This is a genomic window from Paenibacillus terrae HPL-003 (assembly GCF_000235585.1).
Taxonomy (GTDB): Bacteria; Bacillota; Bacilli; order Paenibacillales; family Paenibacillaceae; genus Paenibacillus; species Paenibacillus terrae_B.
Window position 1 is genome coordinate 4403359 of sequence record NC_016641.1, and the last position, 24193, is coordinate 4427551.

Genomic DNA, 24193 nt, shown 5'->3' on the forward strand with positions numbered 1-24193 from the left:
TGTAAAAACGCGGGTATACAGTTATTTGTACAATTCATATATAACTGATTGGAATTATCAACAATACAACATCGGCTTCAAAGTATGCAATGCATTCATAAAATTACCCACGAGAACGGAGAGTGTTTTACAGGTGAAACGAACAAGTCGATATGCGAACATGTTAGCTCTAACCCTGTCGCTGGTGCTGGTATTGTCGGCATGCTCAGGCAATGGCGGAGCCAATTCTACGAACACCGGGGCAAATGCAGCGGGAGGCGGGCAAGCCGCAGAAGGTGAAGACCTGACCTATGCACTGGCAACATCGCCGGATTCACTGGACCCGCATAAGAGTGGCTTGGCGGTAGCATCCCGGGTGTATCGGGGGATATTCGATAATTTAGTGGTAAAGCTGCCGGACAATACGATTAAGCCTTGGCTGGCGACCGAATGGAGCTTTTCCGAGGATGGCAAAAGCTATACGTTCAAGCTGCGCAAGGACGTCAAGTTCCATGACGGAACTCCGTTTAATGCGGAAGCAGTTAAATTCAGCTATGACCGCATTATTGATCCGCAAGCTGTAGTAGGCAATGCCGCTAACTTGCTGGCCCCGTATGAATCCTCACAAGTGATAGACGAATATACCATTAAGCTGAATCTGAAACGACCATCACAGGCATTTTTGAGCAATTTAACGATCCCGGCAGTAGCTATTGTTTCTCCTGCAGGAGTCAAGAAATATGGAGATCAATTCGGCAAGCATCCGGTGGGCACAGGCCCCTTCAAGTTTGTAAAATGGGACGAAAATGCAGAAATCAAAATTGAGCGTAACCCGGATTATAAATGGGCACCAGAAACCACTGAGAACAAGGGAGCTCCGTATTTAGATAGCGTGACCTTTAAAATCGTGCCGGAGGAAGCGACACGGATTGGTAGTGTACAGAGTGGGCAGGCTTTGGCCGCAGAGACAGTTCCTCCACAAAACATTTTAACACTGAAGAGTGACCCTAATTTTCAATTGTTGCAGGTCAATACCCTAGGCTTACCGTACACGCTGTTCATTAACCAGAAGAAGGCGCCGTGGAATGAATTGAAGGCCAGACAGGCGTTGCAATACGGTATTGATGTGGGAACGATTGTCAAAACCCTATACCTGGGCACCTATGAGCAGGCTTGGTCATCGCTTACTCCGGGCATTTTCGCATATGATAAATCACTTGAAAACGGCTTGCAGCCGGATGCTAACAAAGCTAATCAGCTTCTGGATGAGCTGGGGTGGGTCAAGGGTGCGGATGGGTTTCGAGTGAAGGATGGAAAACGTCTGACCTTGCATTATGTAGATGGCACGCCGAATCGTGAAAAGCGCAACGACATTGCAGCCATTATCCAGCAACAGCTAAAGAAAATCGGTGTTGATGTGAAGATTGAAATTACCAAGGATGTTGCAACGGTTGTATATACGAACGGAAACTATGATTTCTACGGGAATAGTCAAGTCAATGTGGACCCGAACGCGTTATATGCTTTTTACCATACAGCGGCTCCGAATCAGCGGCCTACGCTGCCTAACTTCTCCAATCCGGAGGTCGACAAGCTGCTGGAGCAGGGAGCTATTGAAAAGGATGATGCCAAGCGGGAGGAAATTTACAAAAAGGTACAACAATTGATCCGTGATCAAGCCGTTATCATTCCGATTTATGTATTCCCTTATACCGTTGGAGCCGCCAAGTCGGTACAGGGTCTCAAATTCGATTTAGTGGGTTATCCGCTATTTAACGATGTGCGTATTCAAAAATAGGCTTTGTAAATGACCTCTGAGAACATTCCAAACCGAAAGGAGCATGTACGTCATGGTCAGAGCAGTTGTGGGTCGATTTGCTACCTCTCTGTTGGTTATTCTGGGTTCTTGTATTCTGGTGTTCACCATTTTATATCTCCTTCCGGGGGACCCGGTGGATACCATTTTGGACCCCTCGACAGCTACACCAGAGATGATCGCTAATTTGCGTCATCAGCTAGGAGTGGATCAGCCTTTTCATATGCAATTTTTAAATTATTTTGGAAAGCTGTTGCAAGGTGATTTTGGAAAATCACTGCTCAATGCTGATCCGGTGCTGCCTAAAATATGGGTTAATCTCCCGCCTACTTTGGCGTTGACGCTTGCCGGTTCTGCCATTTCGGTTATCATCGGTGTTCTGCTTGGAGTACTGTCGGCCATTCATCGGAATAAGCCGATTGATATCATTGCGCGACTCGTTGGATTGTTCGGCATTTCCATGCCCACATTCTGGTCAGGAATTCTACTGTTGCTTATTTTCTCCATTCATTTGGGCTGGCTGCCTGCAATGGGCTCGAACGGCTGGAAAACACTTGTGCTTCCATCTCTCACACTGGGCATTGTCGGTGCAGGGTTCATTGTCAGAATGGTACGCAACAGTATGCTGGAAGTCATTAATGAGCAGTTCATCGTTACGCTCCGTTCCAAAGGCTTGTCGGAGAAGGTCATTATGTATCGTCATGCACTACGCAATGCGTTGATTCCGGCCATAACGATGATCGGGATGCTGATGGGAGAAATGCTGGCCGGAGCGGTTGTGAGTGAGACGGTATTTTCACGACAAGGCATTGGGCGTTTAATTGCGGATGCGATTATGGCTAAGGACTTACCGGTTGTGCAGGGAGTCGTGTTGTTCTCTGCCATCATGTACGTGATCGTAAATCTATTGGTGGATATATCCTATACATTCATTGATCCAAGGGTTAGACGCTCGGTGTAAGTCGGCAGGAATCAGGGAGGAGGAAGACAGTTGAGAGAAACGATGGCGGCCAAAACGGTCTGGAAGGAAAGAAAGCAGCGGGTGATTCTGAAAACCGGAAAGTTGCAGTTCGGGGGACTGTCGGATGGGTTCGTATATGCGGCAGGACTGATTATTGTATTCGTGATCGCCTGTGCAGCATTTCCACAATGGATTGCTTCCTATGCGCCAACAGAAATGTTAAGCGACCAGATTTTACAGGGCCCAAGCACTGCTCACTGGTTCGGAACGGACTATTTTGGGCGGGATGTATTCAGTTTGGTTGTTCATGGAAGTAGGGATTCCCTGTTTATCGGCTTGATGTCGGTGCTCGTTGGTGGTCTGGCCGGTGGAATTATCGGGGCGCTGTCAGGCTACATTGGTGGCATCGTGGATACGGTGCTGATGCGGTTTATTGATATTTTGATGACGATTCCCGGCATTCTGCTGGCTTTGGCAATTGCGGCAGCACTCGGGCCGAGCTTGTTTAATATCGTACTGGCGGTAGCCATATCTGCTGTTCCGGGCTATGCAAGGGTCATGCGGGGACAGATAATGAGTATAAAAGGACGTTCTTACGTTACGGCTTCACGCTCCATCGGAGTTACACCTTTCGGCATCTTTTGGCGGCATGTGCTTCCTAATTCCTTGTCACCTCTGCTCGTGATGGCGACGCTCGGAATCGGCAGCGCTATTTTGGCCGGATCGGGATTAAGCTTTCTGGGGCTTGGCACGGTAAAGGAAATTCCGGATTGGGGAACGGTATTGTCTCAGGGACGCGGGTATTTGACAGTGGCTTGGTGGATATGCACCTTTCCTGGTCTAGCCATTACGTTGTTCGTGCTATCGGTCAATATATTGGGCGACAAGCTGAGAGATGAGCTGGACCCGAAAAAGAACGCAAACTAGCATCAGGAAGCCTATTTGTTAGTGCTATAGAGGGAGGGAGCTCGTTTGTCATCATTGCTGGAGATTGAACATTTATCGGTCGATTTTCACACTAAAAAAGGTTTGCTGCAAGTACTCGACAACGTATCGCTGACGATCGGGGCGGGGGAGACGGTCTGCCTCGTTGGTGAATCCGGCAGCGGAAAAACGATTACCTCCAAGGCGATTATGCGGCTGATCGATTATGAGAACGGACGAATTGCCCAAGGGCAAATACGGTTGAAGGGCATAGATTTGACCATTTTATCGCAGCAGGAATTACGCTCGCTTCGCGGTAAAAAGATGGCGATGGTATTTCAGGAGCCGATGGCGGCGTTTGATCCGGTGTATACCATTGGATATCAGCTGATGGAAATCATTATGGAGCACGACCGGAAGACACGGAAGCAAGCGTGGGCTCATGCCGTTCATTTGCTAAACAGAGTAGGGATTCCCGAGCCGGAAATCCGTATGAAGCAGTATCCCGGAGAGCTGTCCGGCGGGATGCTGCAACGGGCGATGATTGCGATGGCGCTGTCATGTGGCCCTGAGCTGCTGATTGCCGATGAACCGACGACCGCGCTGGATGTAACGATTCAATCACAAATTTTGCAGTTGCTTCAGGAACTAAAGGCGGAATTCAACATGTCAATTCTGTTGATTACGCATGATTTGGGTATTGCGGCGGAGGTTGCGGATCGAATTGTCGTGATGTATGCCGGGCGAGTAGTGGAGCAGGCTGCAACGGAAGAGTTGTTCGAGCTGCCGCTGCACCCATACACAAGAGGTTTGCTTCGTTCAGTAGCAACGTTGGATACAGATCGCAGCAGCAAGCTGTTTTCGATCCCGGGGGCCATCCCCAGCCTGAGCGCGTTGCCGTCCGGCTGCTTGTTTCACCCGCGTTGCCCGTATGCGACGGATCAATGCATTAACGAAGCGCCTCCCTTGGCTGCCAAGGATGGTCGCGAGGTAGCTTGCTGGCATTCGGAGCAGTTGACTGCATCCGGTGATTGGCGTATTTCAGAGCTGTCAGTGGAAGAGCAGTTCTCGGCAGATGCATTTGAAGAAGCGGCAAAAGTAGCGGCAGAAGTGATGTACATATCTGCTGCTGATGGGATCATGGTGAGCGGTGATGGAGTAAAGGTAAAGGAACCTGCAATATCCAATGTAACTGGCACAGACACTGGGCAGAACAAGCAGGATTTGTTCCGGGTGGATGGACTTCGCAAGTATTATCCGGTGAAAAAAAGCTTTCCTGGTCGGGCAGGTGCTTCCATCCGGGCAGTGGATGATGTATCATTTTCAATCCGGCAGGGTGAAACCTTTGGATTGGTCGGTGAATCGGGCAGCGGTAAGTCTACTTTAGGGCGGCTGCTGATGCAGTTGGAACGTCCGAGCTCAGGGCAGGTATGGTTTCAGGATCGGGAGCTGACAAGGTTAGGGCATTCCGAATTACGAGCTGCACGCCGTGATATGCAAATGATTTTTCAAGACCCTTACGGATCACTTGATCCGCGTTGGAATGTGGGGGATATTATCGGTGAACCGCTTGCGGTTCATGAAAAGCTGAGTGGCAAGGCCAAACGGGAACGGGTTGAGGAACTACTAAGTGCAGTCGGATTGTCGCCTTCGCTGATCACGCGGTTTCCGCATGAATTTTCGGGAGGCCAGCGCCAGCGGATCGGGATTGCCCGTGCAATTGCGCTGCAACCGCAGTTTATTTTGGCGGATGAGGCAGTGTCGGCTTTGGATGTTTCCGTTCAGGCGCAAATTGTCAATCTGCTTCAGGATTTACAGCGTAAGCTGGATACGACCTATTTGTTTATCGCACACGGACTACACATCGTCCGACATATATCGGATCGGATTGGGGTTATGTACTTGGGTAAGCTCGTAGAAATTGCGCCAAGCGAGGAGCTTTTCCGGCATCCGGCGCATCCCTATACCCGAGGGCTTGTTGCTTCCATCCCTAATCCGAATCCTAAAAATCGGCGGGAGCGGATTACGGTACAAGGTGAGATTCCTTCGCCTGCGAAGCCCCCGTCTGGCTGTCGTTTTCATACCCGCTGTCCGCTGGCGACCTCGCGTTGCCGTGAGGAAGCGCCGAAACTGACAGCGATTGGCACAGGGCATTATGCCGCTTGTCACTATCCAGCCTAAATCAAAGACATGTCCTCTTTGGCTTGAATAGCGGCAGGATAGAAGATTATACAGTAAATTCATGGTAAGATAAACATACAAATATATAAAATCAATAGGAAAAGAGGGTATTATGCTAGAGAAATGGGTTCAGGAGTTGAAAGATGGTGAGCAGGACCTGATTTCGTGGAGAAGACATCTGCATCAGCATCCCGAGCTTTCTTTTGAGGAAACGAATACGTCTGCATTTATCGCCGATCAATTGCGTTCTTTTGGCATAGAGGTGAGAACGAATGTAGGCGGGAACGGCGTACTCGGTTTTTTAGAGGGAGATCAGCCGGGCAGAACGATCGCATTTCGCGCCGATTTTGATGCACTTCCTATTCAGGATGAAAAGGATGCACCATATAAATCCATGGTTCCCGGTGTTATGCATGCTTGCGGACATGATGGTCATACGGCTGCGCTACTTGGTGTGGCACGTGTGTTAAGCCATAACCGGAAGGCACTGAAGGGAAAGCTTGTGTTTATTTTTCAACATGCGGAAGAAAAACCACCCGGCGGTGCGAAGTTCATGATCGAGGATGGCTGTCTGGATGGGGTGGAGGCGGTATACGGTATCCATCTCGCATCTGAAATTCCACTTGGTAAAATTGGATTAAAGAGTGGGCCCGCCATGGCGGCTGTCGATGCGTTTACGATCCAGATCAAGGGCAAAGGCGGGCATGGGGCGCGACCGCATCAGACGGTAGACTCTATTGTCATTGGTAGTCAAATTGTGAACGGATTGCAGCAGGTGGTCAGTCGCAGGGTAGACCCAATTGAATCAGCGGTGCTGACCCTTGGTGTTTTTCAGGCGGGAACCGCCTTCAATGTCATTGCGGATAAGGCTAAAATCGAAGGGACCGTGCGTACGTTTAATAAAGAAGTGCGCAAGGAAGTCGAGAATGAAATTCGCAGTATCGTCAAGGGTTTGACTGAGGCTTATCATGCAGGATATGAAATTGACTATCTGAATGGCTATCCTTCTCTGGTGAATGCTGAAGCCGAAACCGAACGTGTTCGCGAGCTTGTCGGCAGGCTGTATGGAGCAGACGCTTTTCTGGATCTGAAGCCGGTCATGGGAGCAGAGGATTTTGCTTATTATTTGGAGCAACGGCCGGGAGCTTTCATTCATGTTGGAGCGCGTAATGAGGATGAACGAACACATTATGCTCACCACCATCCTCATTTTGATTTTGATGAGCGTGCATTGCTTGTGTCAGGCCACATATTTTTGGCGCTGGCGCTTGAATATTTGCAATAATAAAGGATATATTTAAGGTTCATCGATGGCATTCACGTAAGCCGGAACCGCGCATAGCGCGGTTTTTTTGGCGTATTTCAAAGTATTTTGACAGATATTAAAGAATGAAAAATGAAGTAATTATTTCAATATATGAAAAATTCATAATAGAAATATGTAAAAGGTATCAATGCCCAGGTAAAGGATCAAATCCATACTGTAAGCTACAAGGCAAGTAATGATATTAACATAATCTTGATTTTTTACACAAGGAAATGAGAAAAAGATGACGAATCTATTGAGCAAGACAAAATGTAAGCGCTTTACAAAATGTAATTCCTGTTGTATTTCATTGATAACGACTGGAGGTGAGGCCGAGAGAAGCTTTTATCAGACTATGTTGGTTGTTGGAAAGGCAACGATTAGGAACGAATCCGGAATCGACTGATTTCTTTCATCTGGAAATGACTCGCATATTCAAATGAAAATAGAGAAGGAGGTTGAATTCATTGACTAAGGCAAAAAGTAGGTTTAGGATCGCGTGTTTGGCGCTTGTAGTAGCGGGTGCTTCCTGGACAGGGTTGATAACGCCGTTACATGCCGCCGCTCCAAGTGATGAGTACACCTGGAAGAGTGTGGTCACGGGTGGCGGTGGCGGTTTTGTGCCTGGTATCATTTTTAATGAGAAGGAAAAAAATCTGATCTATGCCCGTACGGATATCGGAGGTGCTTACCGCTGGAATCCCGCTGACGAGAGCTGGATTCCGTTGACGGATTCTGTGGGTTGGGAAGATTGGAACAAAAATGGCGTAGATGCGTTAGCGACTGATCCTGTTGATCCGAATCGTGTATATATAGCTACAGGTACGTATACCAATTCCTGGGACAAGCAAAATGGGCAGGTTATGCGGTCGACCGACCGGGGCAATACGTGGGAGACAACGAAGCTTCCTTTTAAGGTGGGAGGCAATATGCCAGGACGCTCGATGGGCGAACGTCTGACGATTGATCCCAATAAGAACAATATTTTGTTCTTCGGGGCACGGAGCGGTAATGGATTATGGAAAAGCTCGGATTACGGGGCAACCTGGAGTAAGGTGAGCAGTTTCCCGAATCCGGGCACGTATGTACAGGACCCTTCCAATGAGTACACCAGTGATATCGTTGGTTTGGCCTGGATTACGTTTGACAAAAAGACGGGCTCTGCGAGTAAAGCAACACAGACGATCTATGTGGGGGTAGCTGATAAGAATCAAAGTGTCTACCGCAGTACAGATGGCGGGACAACCTGGTCCGCTGTAGCAGGACAACCAACGGGCTATTTGCCGCATCATGGGGTGTTATCATCGGACGGCAACCTGTACATCTCTTATAGCGATGGAGCAGGTCCATATGACGGGACAAAAGGTGAAGTGTGGAAATTGAATACAGCAAGCGGACAATGGACCAACATTAGCCCCGTTGCCAGTAGCAGCACGGACAATTATTTTGGATATGGTGGACTGACAGTAGACGCCCAGAAGCCGGGTACTCTCATGGTAGCTACGCTAAATTCCTGGTGGCCAGATGCAAAGATTTATCGCAGCACCGACAGCGGGGCAACATGGAGCCCCATTTGGGAATTCGATGGTTATCCAACTCGCAAGCTGAAATACAATTTGGATATAACAGCTGCGCCTTGGCTGACTTTCAATGTCAACCCTGCTCCGCCGGAAGTATCGCCCAAGCTGGGCTGGATGATCGGGGATCTGGAGATTGATCCATTTAATTCAGATCATATGTTGTACGGCACAGGAGCTACCATTTACGGCTCCAAAAATGTGACGAATTGGGGCAAAGGCGGCAAGCTGGACATTTCGGTAGCAGCAAAGGGGGTAGAAGAAACGGCGATTTTGGATCTCGTAAGCCCTCCAACCGGTGCGCCTTTGGTGAGCGCAGTAGGGGATGTCTCCGGTTTCAGACATGATGATCTGTTCAAGGCTCCAGCTAAAATGCTGGATAATCCAACCTTTACAAGCAGTGAAAGCATCGACTATGCCGAGCTGAATCCTGCTTTTATGGCGCGGGTAGGCAAAGCCGATTACCAAAAAGATCCGAATGCCAAATCCATCGGCTTCTCCAATGATGGGGGGGCGAATTGGTATAAAGCGAACAGCGAGCCTTCCGGTACAGCAGGAGGGGGAAGTATTGCCGTTGCGGCTGATGGTAATGGCTTGCTGTGGAGTACATCGGACAAAGGCGTATTTTACTCCATAACAGGCGGCAACTCATGGACCGCAAGTACAGGTATTCCAGCGAACGCGAAGATTGCCTCGGATCGGGTGAACTCCGACAAATATTATGCGTTCGCGGCCGGAAAAATATATGTCAGCACCAACGGTGGCGTATCGTTCACAGCCTCGGCGGTATCTGGCTTGCCAACCGTAGGTAATGCCGATATTGATGCAGTACGTGGAGTAGAAGGGGATGTGTGGTTCGCTGGGGGCTCTGAGGATGGAGGGCCATACGGCTTGTGGCATTCCAAGGATTCCGGCGTTACGTTCACCAAGCTTGCTAATGTGCAGGAGGCAGACTTTGTAGGCTTTGGTAAAGCAGCACCGAGTCGTACCAATGCAACTGTATTCATCGTTGGTAAAATCGACGGTACACGCGGATTTTACCGTTCGGACGATGCTGGCGCAAACTGGGTACGCATTAATGACGACAAGCATCAATATGCTCGGGTGACCACCATTATCGGTGACCCCCGAGTTTATGGACGTGCTTATCTGGGAACAAATGGCCGCGGTATTCTGGTGGCAGATCGAGTGAAAGGTGATCAACCATCTGCAGGTCAGTCAAGCATTACGCCGACGACTGCAACCTATGGACAGGATAACGCAAATACCGATATTTCCGTCAAGCTTACACTGAACGGTAATACGTTAGACGCCATCCAGCAGGGTAGCGTGGTGCTGAATAAAGGTGAAGATTATACGCTCAATGGCGAAACGGTCACCTTTTCCAATAGGTATTTGTCCAAACTCCCTAAAGGAGACACAGCGCTAACGTTTCATTTTAATGCAGGTAGCGATGTGCTGTTCACGGTGACAGTAAAAGAAAATACATCAGGCGAGCCAGGAACAGAACAGGGTGTTCTCAAGGTACAGACCTTCAATGGGAATGTATCCGAAACAAGTAATACGATCAGCTCCAAGTTTAAAATTACGAATACAGGAACCTCGTCCGTTTCCCTTGCGAATGTGACGCTGCATTATTATTACACGGTAAATGGGGAGAAGCCCCAAAACTTCTTCGCGGATTGGTCAAGCATTGGTCCTGAGAATGTGGTCGCCAGCTTCAAAACGCTGTCCAATCCGAAACAGGGAGCAGATTCTTATGTCGAAATCGGCTTTAAGTCAGGTGCGGGTTCTTTAGATCCCGGTCAAAGTGTGGAACTTCAAACACGGATATCCAAAGCGGATTGGAGCAATTACACCCAAACCGATGATTATTCCTTTGACGCCACAGCAACCAGTTTAAAAGATTCTACTAAGGTAACTGCTTACTTGTCTGGAAGCAAGCAATGGGGGATAGAGCCGTAAACCCTGATTAGGTAAGCGAAATCCGAACGAAAAGGGGGCTATTGCTAAAATGGCTAAACTGCTTTGCAGCATTTAGCATAAGAATAATCCTAAAGCCAGCCACTCCTGATGAGTGAGCTGGCTTTATTTTTGTTGGCATCGATGATTCTCAGTCGATTTCGGGAATAGACCTACGACAAATTGGAAAACACCAACCCGAAAATATTCAATAACATGCTAATATAATTATTTCAGTATATGAAAAATTCATAATAGAAAAACAATTCTTTCTCGCACACGATCTCCACAAAATACACATACCACTTCAATCAGGAAAAAGGTAAATTAATCCGAACGTATGTTCTTTTTTTAGGAAATGAAATGCTCTTGTCCTCAGACAAAAGCGGTTATATATAAGTCGAATACGAAAAAATGAACGTTAAAAACGGAGTAGCGGAATAGTGCTGTACAAGCGAAGCGGTGGCGATGTGAAGCACTATTCGGCTTGTATTATCCAATCCAATCAAACAAGATACCGGGATGCTGAAATCAACAGTGTCATTGTAATGACATTTACAATGGTAGAAAGAAGTACTGTTTGAGCTGCGAAATCGGGTTCATTTTTATATTCTTCCGCCAAAATACTTGTATTAACACCGGTAGGCATACCAGATGCAATCAGTAGGGCTTGAGCTGGAATCCCTTTAAGTCCAAGCAGGAGTACGAGCAGAAAACCGACCGCAGGACCGACCATTAGACGCAGCACCATACTGATATACACGGCTGTACGCCGCAGACGAAAGGGATATTGCACAATTTGCGCTCCCAAGGTAAGCAGAGCAACGGCAACCATCGACTGGCTGATATAATTCAACGGCTCTGCCAGTAAATTGGGCAATGGACTGTGCAACAGATTCAGCAGCAAGCCCAGCACGAGGGCATAAGGAACCGGCATTTTCAAAAAATTTATCAGAATTTTTCGAGTGTCGGCCTTGCCGTTCTGTACAACAAAAGTACCATATGTAAACGTGACAAAGCTTTGAAAGGTCATAATCAGTGCTTGAACGGACGTAGCCAGCGGATCACCTTTGAATACTAACTGATTGATCGGCAGGCCGTAATTTCCCGAATTATCAAGCATGACACTGTTTGTAAAAGCTCCCCGCATTCCGGGGCTATACTTCAGAGATCTGGCAACAGTCGTACTGATGACGTACAGAATGGCTATGTACAAGGCGTAAAAAAGAGAAACCTCGCCCATGAGCATTAACGAAATTTCCGAGTTATAAAGACCGGTAAACACAACCGCAGGGGTAATATAGTAAAAATTGATCTTAGCTAAGGTATACAAATCCAGTCGAAAATAATACTGCATGATACAACCAAAACCGATGAGTACAAAAATAGGTAAAACCACGTCTAAAAGAATGGTGCCGAACATATCTGTTTCATCTTCTTTCTATTGTGCGATTTCTTAAAAATGCATATGCATTGTCCATTATACTGTGGAAATAGGTTAGGCGTATAATGAAATTTTATATAACCGAAAAGAGGCTACTCGCATTACGTGCTGGTCATGTGTACAATTAATAGAACACTGAGAAAAGGGAGTGGCATAGATGGATTTAGGATTAACGGGAAAAGCTGCCTTTGTTGCAGGCTCCAGCAAAGGACTTGGCAAGGCAAGCGCACGGGAGCTGGCACGTGAAGGTGCGAATGTCGTGATTTCGGGCCGGAACGAAGCGGAGCTTCAACGTACACAGGCGGAACTCAAGGAAACGGCCAGCGGGCGCGTCGAATATGTGGTCTGCGATGTAACAAAACCTGAACATATTTCCGAAGCTATCCGTCGTACGGCAGATTTGTTTGGCACCGTCGATATTTTAGTTAACAATGCGGGTGGACCTCCTGCGGGAACCTTTGATGATTTTACGGATGAAGTATGGCTGCAAGCCTTTGAGCAAAATTTGCTTAGTCACATCCGTTTAATTCGCGAAGCTTTACCTTATATGAAAAAACAGCAAAGCGGCCGAATTTTAAATATTGCATCCTCCTCGGTGAAGCAGCCGATTCCGGGTCTTATTATCTCGAATACACTACGTACAGGTGTCGCTGGATTGGCGAAAACACTGTCTCTGGAATTAGCTCCCTACAATATTCTAGTACATACCGTAGCACCAGGGAGAATTGCAACTGATCGTGTGCGAAGCCTGGACGAGCATCGGGCCGAGAAGACTCAACAAACATTGGATCAGGTTCGTAAACAAGCAGAAGAGGGTATTCCGTTGGGACGATATGGGGAGCCGGAAGAGTTCGGGAGAGTGGTTGCTTTTCTGGCATCTGAAGCCTCTTCTTATTTGACAGGCAGCACCATTCTTGTCGATGGCGGGATGATCAGATCGTTGTAACAAATATTAAAAAAAAGCGTGCCAGCATCAGAATTAATCAGATGTTAGCACGCTTTTTAGGAGGGTTAGTCAAGAAGCTGTGAATCGCTGTTCACTGGCCAATCAGTTCTCGCGTCGTGGAAGCTCACATCCATCGTCTGTGCATACACCACCTGCATCGTCTGCGGAGGAGCTTGCGCTTACCATAGTGAATGGAGAGCGTTCGTCCCATGCTTTTTGCAGGGCATCATGGAATACCTCGTCCGGCTGAGCACCCGAAACAGCAAATTTACGATCAAAAACAAAGAACGGCACACCACGAACACCCAATTGAGCACCCTCGGCTTCATCGGCTCTAACTTCATTCGTATAGCGATCACTGGCCAGCACAGCAGCGGCTTCGTCTCGATCCAGACCAACCTCGGCAGCCAGCGCCGCCAGCACTTCAGGGTCGCCCGTATGTTTTCCTTCTATGAACACAGCCTGGAATAAGCGCTCGCTCAGCTCCAGCATTTTGCCTTGTGTTTGAGCCCAAAGCGTTAAGCGGTGGGCATCCATAGAGTTGGTTGGCACCATCGCATGAATATTGTACTCCAGGCCCGCCGAGCGTGCGTTTTCGTTCATACGGTCATTCATGGCTTGAGCCTCTTGCAGACTGACGCCATATTTGGCCGACAGCTCTTCATTGATCGTTTTACCACTATCTTTTACAGCATCCGGGTTCAGCTCAAAGCTCTTAAACGTCAATTGCACCTCATCGTGGTCCGGGAATTGCTGCAATACTTGTTCCAAACGGCGTTTACCGATATAACAGAACGGACACATATAATCTGACCAAACTTCAATATTCATAGGGAAAAGCCTCCGTGTATACATATTTTGTCAAGTAACCGGTAGTGAGTAAGCACACGTTTTGATTATTTGTTAAAGGTGAAACTTCATCAGTTACATTCAGAATTATAAGGCCAAAAACTGCTGCGTGCAATTATTTAGTGCTTGTCAAAAAATAATTGCTGTGATATTTTATATGTGTAACCGGTTACACATTGGAGTTGAAACTAAACAATGACAACAATTAAACAGGTCGCCAGCTATGCAGGCGTTTCCGTAGCGACCGTATCCAGAGTTATTAATGAAACGGGCTATGTGCATGAGGATACACGACGAAAGGTTGAAGCCGCTGTCAAGCAGCTGAATTACAAGCCTAATGAAGTGGCTCGATCTTTGTACAAAAAGAAATCCAGATTAATCGGCCTGCTTCTGCCGGATATTACGAATCCTTATTTTCCCTTGCTGGCTCGTGGAGTGGAGGATCGAATGCAGGAAAATGATTTTCGAATTATTTTTGGCAATAGTGATGAGGATCGGCAAAAAGAACTGGATTACATGGATACCTTTATTCAAAATAATGTCGTTGGCGTCATTTCATCTACAAATGATCCCAATGCTGATTGCTACGCCAAGCTGAAAATCCCTGTCGTTTTTCTCGATCGGACTTCCAATGACAGTCCCTCCGTATATGCGGATGGCGCTCATGGTGGTCGACTTGCAGCACAGGAAATCATTGCCCGTGGTAGCAAACAAATTACGGTCATGCAGGGCCCGGCACATATTCGTCCGGCACAGGATCGTTTTCGCGGGGCGGTTGAAGAACTTCAGCAATCGAATATTGCTTATCATGTCGTCAAGACGACGTCTTTTTCGTTCAAGGAAGCCGAGTTGTGGGCCAAAGAACTGTTCAACAAGCATCCCGATACGGACGGAGTCATTGCGAGTAACGATATTGTGGCTACAGCGGTGATGCACGAGGCACATCGATTAGGAAAGAAAATCCCGGATGATGTTCAGATTATCGGGTTTGATGATATACCGTTAAGCAGCTTGTTATTCCCGCCATTGTCAACGATCCGGCAGCCCGCTTATGAAATGGGATGGGAAGCAGCAGGTCTGCTAATTCAACTGATTGAGCAGTCACAAGTAACGAAATCAAGCGTGCCTAATCTTCATTCGAGCATACTTACCCATTCAAGCATACAATTGCCTGTCAAATTTATTGAACGGGAAACGACCAGAAAGGTGGATTATCATGGCTAAAATCACGATTATCGGAAGCAGCTCTATGGATCTTGTAGTGACTTCATCCAAGCGCCCCGGCGCAGGAGAAACGGTGCTGGGTGAGAGCTTTACAACCGTGCCTGGGGGGAAAGGTGCCAATCAGGCTGTAGCCGCAGCACGTCTCGGAGCGGATGTTACGATGATTGGACGCGTAGGGGATGATCATTTCGGCCAACAGATTTTACGGAACTTTGAAGCAAACCATGTTCATGTCGGCTATGTGAAACCGGTTACACATATGGAAAGTGGCACAGCACATATTGTACTGGCTGAAGGCGATAACAGTATTGTCTTTGTTAAAGCAGCGAATAATGAAATAACTCCTGCCTATGTAGCGGAAGCGCTCGATGTGATCCGAAATTCAGATATGGTGCTCATCCAACAGGAAATTCCGGAGGAAACGGTCGTATACGTGAGCAAAATTTGCGCCAAGTATGAGGTACCGCTATTGCTGAATCCCGCTCCGGCCCGTGAGGTGGAAGCAAGTGTGATTGAGAACGCGACATATATTACGCCCAATGAGCATGAAGCTGCTATTATATTCAAGGGCCAAAGCCTTCAAGAGGCTCTGCGTCAATATCCGAACAAGCTGTTTGTTACTGAAGGCAGCAACGGTGTACGATTCTTCGACGGAGAACAGGAGGTCGTTGTTCCTACTTATAAAGTAGAAGCCGTGGATACGACAGGTGCAGGGGATACATTTAACGCTGCATTTGCGGTCGCGCTGGCTGAGGGGAAAACGATGGAAGATAGCGTAAAATTTGCTAACCGCGCCGCATCGCTGTCCGTTACCAAATTTGGAGCACAGGGTGGCATGCCAACACGGCGTGAAGTGGAGGAACAATTATAATATGAAAAAATATGGAATCCTGAACAGTCATATATCCAAAGTACTGTCGGATCTCGGCCACACAGACTATATTGTCGTGGCCGATGCGGGCTTACCCATTCCTGAAGGCGTTACCAAAATTGATTTAGCCCTCAGATTGGGCGTACCATCCTTTCAGGACGTAGTTGATGTAATCGCAGCAGATATGGTGATCGAAAAGGTAACGTTGGCTGAAGAAATTAAACAGGGGAATGATGAAGCTCTACAGTATATTATCCGCACATTTATAGAGGATGAGTCAGAGAATTCGCAAACAGCCGCCATTGAGTTTTGTTCGCATGAACAATTCAAGGAATTGACCCGCCATGCCAAGGTGGTCATCCGCACAGGAGAAAATAAGCCGTTTGCCAATTGTATTTTGCAGGCCGGAGTTCATTTTGGATAAGTCTATTTTGGATAAGTCAATTTTATATAAAAAGGAGGAGGTAGCATGCATATTCAAATGAAGAGAATTCACAAAGCCTTTGGTACCAATCAGGTGCTGAGTGGTGTGGATTTTGATCTTCGTGAAGGAGAGGTTCATGCACTCATGGGTGAAAATGGTGCAGGTAAATCAACGCTTATGAATATTTTAATCGGGCTGCATCGTCGTGATGAAGGGACGATTATCATTGACGGTCAGGAAACCTATTTTGCTAACCCTAAAGAGGCGGAACAAAAAGGGATTGCTTTTATCCACCAGGAGCTGAATGTGTGGCCGGAAATGACCGTGCTGGAAAATCTATTTATCGGGAAGGAAATGACATCCAAGTGGGGATTGCTCGATAGCGCCAAAATGAAAGCGTTAGCAAATGAGCAATTCGCTAAGCTTGCGGTGAATCTGCCTTTGAATGGTGAAGCAGGCGAATGTTCCGTGGGTCAACAGCAGATGATCGAAATAGCCAAAGCATTGATGACAGATGCCAAAGTGATCGTAATGGATGAACCGACAGCCGCGTTAACCGAACGGGAAATTCAAAAGCTGTTTGAGGTTATTACTTCCTTGAAAAAAGAAGGCGTTTCCATTGTTTATATTTCACATCGAATGGAGGAAATATTCGCAATCTGCGACCGGATTACCGTCATGCGTGACGGAAAAACAGTGGATACCCAAGCGATTCCCGATACGGATTTTGATGAGGTTGTACGGAAAATGGTCGGTAGAGAGCTGACTGAGCGCTACCCGGCTAGAACGCCTGCTTTGGGAGAAGTGGTGCTGGAGGTCAAAAATGCTTCGCACAAAGGTTTATTTAAAAATGTGAATTTTACCGTGCGATCCGGGGAAATTGTAGGCTTTTCAGGCTTGATGGGTTCGGGGCGAACAGAAATCATGCGGGCGCTTTTTGGACTGGATGCTTTGGATAGTGGTGAAATCCATGTGCGTGGAAAAAAGGTAACCATCCGCAAGCCGGATGACGCGGTGAAGCTGGGAATTGGGTTTATTACAGAGGACCGCAAGGATGAGGGCTTGGTGTTGGATTTTTCGATCCGGGAAAACATGGTGCTGCCCAATCTGTTCAGCTTTACGTCGAAAGGATTTATTTCAGGCAAAAAAGAGCTGGATTTTGTTAACACATTAATAAAGCGCTTACAAATAAAAACGCAATCAGGAGAAACGACGGTACGCAGTCTGTCAGGTGGCAATCAGCAAAAGGTGGTTATCGCCAAATGGGTGGGTATTGGCCCAAGCGTACTCATTCTTGACGAACCGACAAGAGGCGTGGATGTAGGTGCCAAACGGGAAATCTACCAGTTGATGAACGAATTGACCGAGCGCGGAGTAGCGATCATCATGGTATCCTCAGAACTTCCCGAGGTGCTCGGCATGAGCGATCGTATTATCGTTGTTCATGAAGGGATAATCAGCGGGGAACTGAGTAGGAAAGAAGCTACACAAGAACACATTATGACGTTAGCTACAGGAGGACAGTAATATGACAACTATGAATGAAACAAAAGGTGGCAAAGGGTTTCAAATGTCGCAAATCACGCAAAAGCTCGGCCCGTTACTGGGGCTCATTATTTTGGTCATCATCGTATCGGTCTTGAATCCCAGCTTTTTGGAACCGCTTAATATTCTGAATCTGTTGCGCCAAGTATCTATTAATGCGCTGATTGCATTTGGTATGACTTTCGTGATTCTCACTGGTGGGATTGATCTGTCTGTCGGCTCGATCTTAGCACTATCCAGTGCGTTTGTTGCGAATATGATGCTGGCCGGGTTCGATCCGATTTTGGCGATTATCATTGGCTGTGCGCTGGGTGGAGTCATGGGGATGATTAATGGCTTGATGATCACCAAAGGTAAAATGGCTCCGTTTATCGCTACACTAGCAACCATGACTATTTTTAGAGGATTGACACTGGTCTATACCAACGGTAATCCCATTACAGGACTTGGAGACAGTCTGGTATTCCAGTTATTCGGGCGCGGCTACCAGTTCGGCATTCCGGTTCCGGCGATTACAATGCTCATTACCTTTGCCGTACTGTGGATCATTTTGCATAAAACGCCGTTTGGACGCAAAACGTATGCCATCGGTGGTAACGAGAAGGCTTCGATTGTATCCGGCATTAAAGTACCGCGCGTGAAAATTTGGATTTACTCTTTGGCTGGAATGCTCTCTGCTTTGGCGGGTGCTATTTTGACCTCACGTTTGAACTCGGCGCAGCCGACAGCAGGTACTTCTTATGAACTGGATGCCATTGCGGCTGTCGTACTGGGCGGAACCAGCCTGTCAGGGGGACGCGGGCGAATCGTAGGTACGTTGATCGGTGTACTTATAATCGGTACGCTGAACAATGGCTTGAATTTACTAGGAGTGAACTCTTTTTATCAAATGGTGGTCAAAGGGATTGTAATCGCCATTGCTGTATTGATCGACCGCAAGAAATCAGCTTAATACGCCTAATCTGCATAGAAGGAGACCATATATATGAAAAAACTTACATTGATCATGACAGCCTTGCTACTCCTGCTGATGACGGGTTGTTCCCTGGAACCGCCAGAATGGGCGAAACCCAAAGCAGGTGCGAACTTGAAGGAAATCAAAATCGGCTTGTCCATCTCAACACTGAACAATCCATTCTTTGTTTCTCTTAAAGACGGAGTCGTTGCAGAAGCAAAAAAGCAAGGATTGCAAGTCATTGTCGTCGATGCGCAAAATGATTCGGCGAAGCAAAGCAATGATGTGGACGATCTGATCCAGCAAGGCGTAAATGCGTTGTTAATTAACCCGACAGATTCGTCGGCTATCTCCACGGTGGTTCAATCCGCGAACGCTTTGAACATCCCGGTCATTACGCTGGATCGTTCTGCTGACAAAGGAGATGTAAAAGCGCTTGTCGCTTCGGACAATGTAGAGGGTGGACGTATGGCTGCCAGATACGTGATTGATCAAGTCGGAAAAGGTGCTAAGGTCATTGAGTTGGAAGGCGTACCAGGTGCATCGGCTACCCGCGAACGGGGCAAAGGCTTCCACGAAGTAGCGGATAAGGAACTGAACGTTATTGCCAAACAGTCGGCCGATTTTGACCGGACCAAAGGCTTGAATGTCATGGAAAACCTGCTGCAAGGCAACCCGGACGTTCAGGCGGTATTTGCCCATAATGATGAAATGGCGCTTGGGGCAATTGAAGCCATTCAAAGCTCTGGTAAAAATATCCCGGTGATCGGCTTTGACGGTAACGAGGATGCACTTAAATCTATTAAGGAGGGCAAACTCACGGCGACCGTGGCTCAGCAACCCCAATTGATCGGACAATTGGCGGTTCAGGCAGCAAAGGATGTACTCCAAGGTAAAACTGTGAAAAAATCGATTCCTGCCAAGCTGGAGCTGGTGGATTAGAAGAAATAAAACGGGCGTATGCTGCCCACCTATATTTAAGATTCCGGACTGATCGAAAATGCGATCAGTCCGTTTTTTATTGTACATTATGGAAACGGTCAGCTCCACCTGGATGGGGAGACAGCCTGACAGATAGGCAGATATGCCGTTCTGGGAATCGCGATTGGAATTCTGCTGTTGGGGGCCTTGTTGACATTGTCAGGCAGTCTGTGGGTGATGATCATCGCTATTTCGTTTTTTTCGGGGGACACTCGATTGAAAGCAACTAATTTTAGTGTTGTAAGAAGTAGCGGTAAAAGATAGAATAACAATTGTATGATAATGAGAATCACTATCATTTTAGTGTATATGCTTAAGGAGGACATCATCTTGCAACAAAGTAACAAGGTAAAATTAGGGATTACGCTGTGTCTCGTGGTTCTGCTGACGGTTGTACTGGGTGCTTGTGGAAACGCAGATACCCGCAATCAGACCAACGGAAAGACCAGCACTAATGACTCTTCCGGGCAATCCAAAACGGTTGCCATGCGTGAATATACAGATGCCGCTGGCAACAAGATCAATATCCCTGTAAATCCGCAGCGAGTTGTTACGACGCAATATTTGGATGCCATACTGGCCTTGGGAGTTAAGCCGGTAGGTGCTGCTTCCCATTTGTTGGAGGGTGAATATTTAAAAGGTAAGATTGACGGAATCTCGGATATTGGGAACCCGACGAATGTAGAAAAGGTGCTGGAGCTACAGCCAGACCTGATCATAACAACAGAAGATACCACTCCCGAAGTGAAGGAGCAGCTGGAGAAAATTGCTCCAACCGTAGTCGTTTCTTTTGGAGCAGGGGATGTGTTCAAGCAATTTCGGGATGTTGCCGCTGTGCTGGGTAAGGACAAAGAAGCTGAGCAGTGGATTGCTAATCTGGATAAAAAGGCTGCCGAAGGTCGGAAGAAGCTGGCTGGAAAATTTAAGAAAGATGAAACGATCACGATTTACATGACTTACGGCAAGGATGTGCTAAGAGTGTACGGGGCGCGGAATGTAGGACATGTCATTTACCGTTCACTTGAATTGAATCCTCCTGAGTATATACGCCAGAAGCTGGCGAAGGACCCGAACTTTAATTTCGTTTACGATAGCATTTCGATGGAAAAGCTGCCTGAACTGTCAGGGGATCGAATTATTATGCTGGTTTATGATGAAGAGACCAAGGACGGGATCCTCAAGGAAATCGAGCAAAGCGCACTGTGGAGAAATCTCCCTGCGGTTAAAAATCACAAAGTATATTTCATCAAAGCTGACCCGTGGTTTACGTATTCACCGCTTGCTATCGACAAATCGCTGGATGAAGCCGTCAACATGCTTTCCGTCGATCCTAAATAATCAATTCAATTGAAATAAGAAAGGAGGAGTCATATACATGTTAAGACGATTTTTTGAATACTACCGTCCTTACCGGACTTTGTTTATTATTGATTTCTCTTGCGCCTTGCTGGCTGCCTTGCTGGAGTTGGCTTTCCCACTTGCCGTCAACCGGGTGGTCGATGATTTGCTACCTAGCGGGAACTGGAAGTGGATTTTATATGCTTGTCTAGGACTGCTTGGTATTTATGTAGTCAGTGCCGGATTAAATTACGTGGTTACCTATTGGGGACACAAGCTGGGAATTAACATTGAATCTGACATGCGTAAAAAGCTGTTTGATCGAGTACAGAAACAATCCTTCCGTTTTTTTGATAATAACAAAACAGGGCATCTTGTCTCCCGTATGACTAACGATCTGATGGATATCGGGGAGATTGCCCACCACGGACCCGAAGATTTGTTTATCGCGTTGATGACACTGGGAGGGGCCTTCGGCATCATGCTCAGTATTAACTGGAAGCTGGCAGTGCTGACGTTCATTATTGTTCCACTTATGATTTATTTATCCTTGTATTTTAGCCGTAAAATGAATGCTGCTTTCCATCGCATGTTTTCGGATATCGCAGATTACAACGCACGCATCGAAAACAACGTCAGTGGTATCCGCGTCGTACAGGCATTTTCGAACGAAGAGCATGAAATGGAGCGCTTTGCTGAAAACAACGGACGATTCCGTAAAACCAAGCTAATTGCTTACCGTATTATGGCTTGGAATTCTTCGATTAGTTTTATTCTGATGAAACTGGTTTCGCTATTTGTACTCGTGTGCGGTACATGGTTTGTGATTAAAGGGCAAATGACGTACGGGGAATTTATCGCGTTTGTGATGCTATCCAACGTATTTCTCGCACCCATCAAGCAAATTAACTCCGTGATTGAAACGTATCCCAAAGGGATTGCCGGCTTCCGCCGATACCTTGATTTGTTGGAAAGTGAATCGGATGTAGAGGATCTGCCAGGGGCCAAGACCGTTCCTCATCTCAATGGAGAAATCCAATTTGCAGGTGTAACATTTGGTTATGAAAACAAAGACAAAGTATTGCGTAAAGTGGACCTATCCATCCATGCGGGAGAGACTGTAGCACTGGTGGGCCCTTCAGGAGCAGGTAAAACGACGCTTTGCAGTTTGTTGCCACGTTTTTATGATGTGGAGGAAGGCTGCATTACCATTGATGGTATGGATATCCGTGAAATGAAGCTGGAATCGTTGCGCTCTATGATTGGTATCGTACAGCAGGATGTGTTCCTGTTCGATGGAACGGTTCGTGAAAATATTGCATATGGCAAGCTAAATTCTTCGGAAGAAGAAATTTGGGATGCCGCCCGACGGGCTCAGATTGAAGATCTTGTTCGTTCATATCCCGAAGGTTTGGATACGATGATCGGTGAACGGGGCGTGAAGCTGTCAGGGGGTCAAAAGCAACGCTTGTCTATTGCCCGGATGTTCCTCAAAAACCCACCTATTCTCATTTTGGATGAAGCAACATCAGCATTGGATACAGAGACAGAAGCTGCGATTCAGCAGGCTTTGACAGAGTTGTCGCAAGGGCGCACAACGCTCGTTATTGCGCATCGTCTGGCAACGATTAAAAACGCCGACCGCATTATCGTGGTTGCCGATCAGGGAATCGCAGAGCAAGGTAGACATGAAGAATTGCTGGCGGTAAAAGGTCCATATAGCCGTCTGCATCAAGCCCAGTACGGCACCTAAATGAAATAGTATGAAATGTAAGTAGAGAGAGGAATGAATTTTTTTGAAAAAGAAAATGTGGATTGCAATGCTGCTGCTGTCATTCATCCTGGCTCTGACCGCTTGTGGAGGAAATACGGGACAGGTTGACGGAAAGCAGAATCAAACTCCTACCGAGCAGAAGCCAGCAACGAAAACAGTCCAAACAATTTATGGTGATGTTACGATCCCAACTCATCCTCAACGGATCGTAGTAGATTTGTATCAGAATGATTTATTAGCTCTCGGTATTAAACCCGTTGGGAGTGTTAAGTATTATTTGGACAATCCGTTTTCAAAGGATCTGGTACAGGGCGTTACAAGCATTGGAGACCGCGGTAGCGTGTCCTTTGAAAAAGTACTTACTCTGGAGCCAGATTTGATTTTGATTGGATCCAAAGATGCTGCTGAATATGAGAAATACAGTAAAATCGCTCCGACCATCGCCATTCCTTATGGAACATACAAGGATGTGCATGAGGAACTCACCGCTTTTGGAGAGCTTCTTGATAAAGACCAAGAGGCTAAAGCGTGGCTAGCCCAATACGATCAGCGGATGCAGATAGCACGCGACAAGTTAAAAGGAATCATTCAACCTAAGGATACCTTCACCGTCATGGAGGCTTCAACGAAGGAATATTATGTATATGGTGATAACTTTGGCAGAGGAGGGCAGGCGGTATACAAAGGACTGGGTCTGACACCTCCGCCGCTTGTCCAAAAAGAATTATTAGGTGAGACTCAATGGAAATCGGTATCGAAAGAAGTTATTAGTCAGTATGCTGGCTCTTATATTTTTCTGACGGTTAACAAGGAAACCGCCGGTTATACAGGGGACAGTATATGGAAGACACTGGATCCCGTCCGAAATGGCAAGGTCTTTGAGCTACAGGAGGATCGCTATTGGTACTTTGACCCGATTGCCATTGTAGGGCAAGCTGAAGAAATCACAGATATGCTCGTTCAGCAGAATAAAGAGAAAGCTTCACAAAAGTAGTTACTCAGGTGTTGCTGGCAGCCCTTTGGTATTTATGCCAAAGGGCTTTATTTTTTCACAAAATTGCAGTGCTTCGCGGGTTCGTCGAAATTTACTATTGAAGCCATTGCCGCATTAATTTACAATAGTAAAGATTGCATGA

Annotated in this window: 18 protein-coding genes; 16 read left to right on the top strand and 2 right to left on the bottom strand. The window is 46.9% G+C overall.

Translation table 11 applies throughout. The features are described 5' to 3' along the window. The first annotated feature begins 133 nt into the window (after window positions 1-133). The 6 genes from HPL003_RS19860 (at window position 134) to HPL003_RS19885 (ending at window position 10709) form a co-directional block, all read left to right on the top strand. Window positions 134-1777 (top strand): ABC transporter substrate-binding protein, encoded by a 1644-nt coding sequence (locus HPL003_RS19860; protein WP_014281531.1) that lies wholly within the window; start codon window positions 134-136, stop codon window positions 1775-1777. 52 nt (window positions 1778-1829) lie between these two features. After that, complete coding sequence (locus tag HPL003_RS19865; protein WP_014281532.1) at window positions 1830-2756, top strand: ABC transporter permease; 927 nt, start codon at window positions 1830-1832, stop codon at window positions 2754-2756. Between the two features lie 30 nt (window positions 2757-2786). Beyond that, window positions 2787-3683 (top strand): ABC transporter permease, encoded by an 897-nt coding sequence (locus tag HPL003_RS19870; protein WP_014281533.1) that lies wholly within the window; start codon window positions 2787-2789, stop codon window positions 3681-3683. 45 nt (window positions 3684-3728) lie between these two features. Further along, window positions 3729-5861, top strand: a complete 2133-nt coding sequence (locus HPL003_RS19875; RefSeq protein WP_014281534.1) for an ABC transporter ATP-binding protein — start codon at window positions 3729-3731, stop codon at window positions 5859-5861. Between the two features lie 112 nt (window positions 5862-5973). Then, on the top strand, window positions 5974-7146 hold the full coding sequence (locus HPL003_RS19880) for a M20 metallopeptidase family protein (protein WP_014281535.1): 1173 nt from the start codon (window positions 5974-5976) through the stop codon (window positions 7144-7146). A gap of 488 nt (window positions 7147-7634) precedes the next feature. After that, window positions 7635-10709: a X2-like carbohydrate binding domain-containing protein gene (locus HPL003_RS19885; protein ID WP_014281536.1), complete on the top strand. Its 3075-nt coding sequence runs from the start codon at window positions 7635-7637 to the stop codon at window positions 10707-10709. A gap of 502 nt (window positions 10710-11211) precedes the next feature. On the opposite strand, the gene HPL003_RS19890 is transcribed toward HPL003_RS19885, so the two are convergent. Continuing rightward, window positions 11212-12129 carry an AEC family transporter gene (locus HPL003_RS19890; RefSeq protein WP_014281537.1) on the bottom strand — a complete coding sequence of 306 codons (918 nt, stop codon included), beginning with the start codon at window positions 12127-12129 and terminating at the stop codon, window positions 11212-11214. Window positions 12130-12307: 178 nt separating this feature from the next. On the opposite strand from HPL003_RS19890, the gene HPL003_RS19895 reads away from it, so the two are divergent. Beyond that, window positions 12308-13096, top strand: coding sequence for an SDR family oxidoreductase (locus HPL003_RS19895; protein WP_014281538.1), 789 nt, complete (start codon window positions 12308-12310; stop codon window positions 13094-13096). Between the two features lie 102 nt (window positions 13097-13198). Here HPL003_RS19895 and HPL003_RS19900 read toward each other — a convergent pair whose 3' ends face one another. Continuing rightward, on the bottom strand, window positions 13199-13927 hold the full coding sequence (locus HPL003_RS19900; protein WP_014281539.1) for a DsbA family oxidoreductase: 729 nt from the start codon (window positions 13925-13927) through the stop codon (window positions 13199-13201). A gap of 213 nt (window positions 13928-14140) precedes the next feature. Here HPL003_RS19900 and HPL003_RS19905 point away from each other — a divergent pair, with 213 nt between their 5' ends. The 9 genes from HPL003_RS19905 (at window position 14141) to HPL003_RS19945 (ending at window position 24051) form a co-directional block, all read left to right on the top strand. After that, window positions 14141-15169 (top strand): LacI family DNA-binding transcriptional regulator, encoded by a 1029-nt coding sequence (locus tag HPL003_RS19905; RefSeq protein ID WP_014281540.1) that lies wholly within the window; start codon window positions 14141-14143, stop codon window positions 15167-15169. Beyond that, on the top strand, window positions 15162-16040 hold the full coding sequence (rbsK, locus tag HPL003_RS19910) for a ribokinase (protein WP_014281541.1): 879 nt from the start codon (window positions 15162-15164) through the stop codon (window positions 16038-16040). Before HPL003_RS19905 ends, rbsK begins: the two co-directional genes overlap by 8 nt. 1 nt (window position 16041) lies before the next feature. Then, window positions 16042-16464, top strand: coding sequence for a D-ribose pyranase (gene rbsD / locus HPL003_RS19915; protein WP_014281542.1), 423 nt, complete (start codon window positions 16042-16044; stop codon window positions 16462-16464). 45 nt (window positions 16465-16509) lie between these two features. Continuing rightward, window positions 16510-17991, top strand: a complete 1482-nt coding sequence (locus HPL003_RS19920) for a sugar ABC transporter ATP-binding protein (RefSeq protein ID WP_014281543.1) — start codon at window positions 16510-16512, stop codon at window positions 17989-17991. A 1-nt stretch (window position 17992) separates the two neighbouring features. Continuing rightward, window positions 17993-18961: a ribose ABC transporter permease RbsC gene (rbsC, locus tag HPL003_RS19925; RefSeq protein ID WP_014281544.1), complete on the top strand. Its 969-nt coding sequence runs from the start codon at window positions 17993-17995 to the stop codon at window positions 18959-18961. A gap of 33 nt (window positions 18962-18994) precedes the next feature. After that, window positions 18995-19906, top strand: coding sequence for a ribose ABC transporter substrate-binding protein RbsB (gene rbsB, locus HPL003_RS19930; RefSeq protein WP_014281545.1), 912 nt, complete (start codon window positions 18995-18997; stop codon window positions 19904-19906). Between the two features lie 369 nt (window positions 19907-20275). Next, window positions 20276-21283, top strand: a complete 1008-nt coding sequence (locus HPL003_RS19935) for an ABC transporter substrate-binding protein (RefSeq protein ID WP_014281546.1) — start codon at window positions 20276-20278, stop codon at window positions 21281-21283. A 37-nt stretch (window positions 21284-21320) separates the two neighbouring features. Further along, window positions 21321-23036 carry an ABC transporter ATP-binding protein gene (locus tag HPL003_RS19940; protein ID WP_014281547.1) on the top strand — a complete coding sequence of 572 codons (1716 nt, stop codon included), beginning with the start codon at window positions 21321-21323 and terminating at the stop codon, window positions 23034-23036. Window positions 23037-23073: 37 nt separating this feature from the next. Further along, window positions 23074-24051, top strand: a complete 978-nt coding sequence (locus HPL003_RS19945; protein ID WP_043922459.1) for an ABC transporter substrate-binding protein — start codon at window positions 23074-23076, stop codon at window positions 24049-24051. Window positions 24052-24193 lie beyond the last annotated feature (142 nt).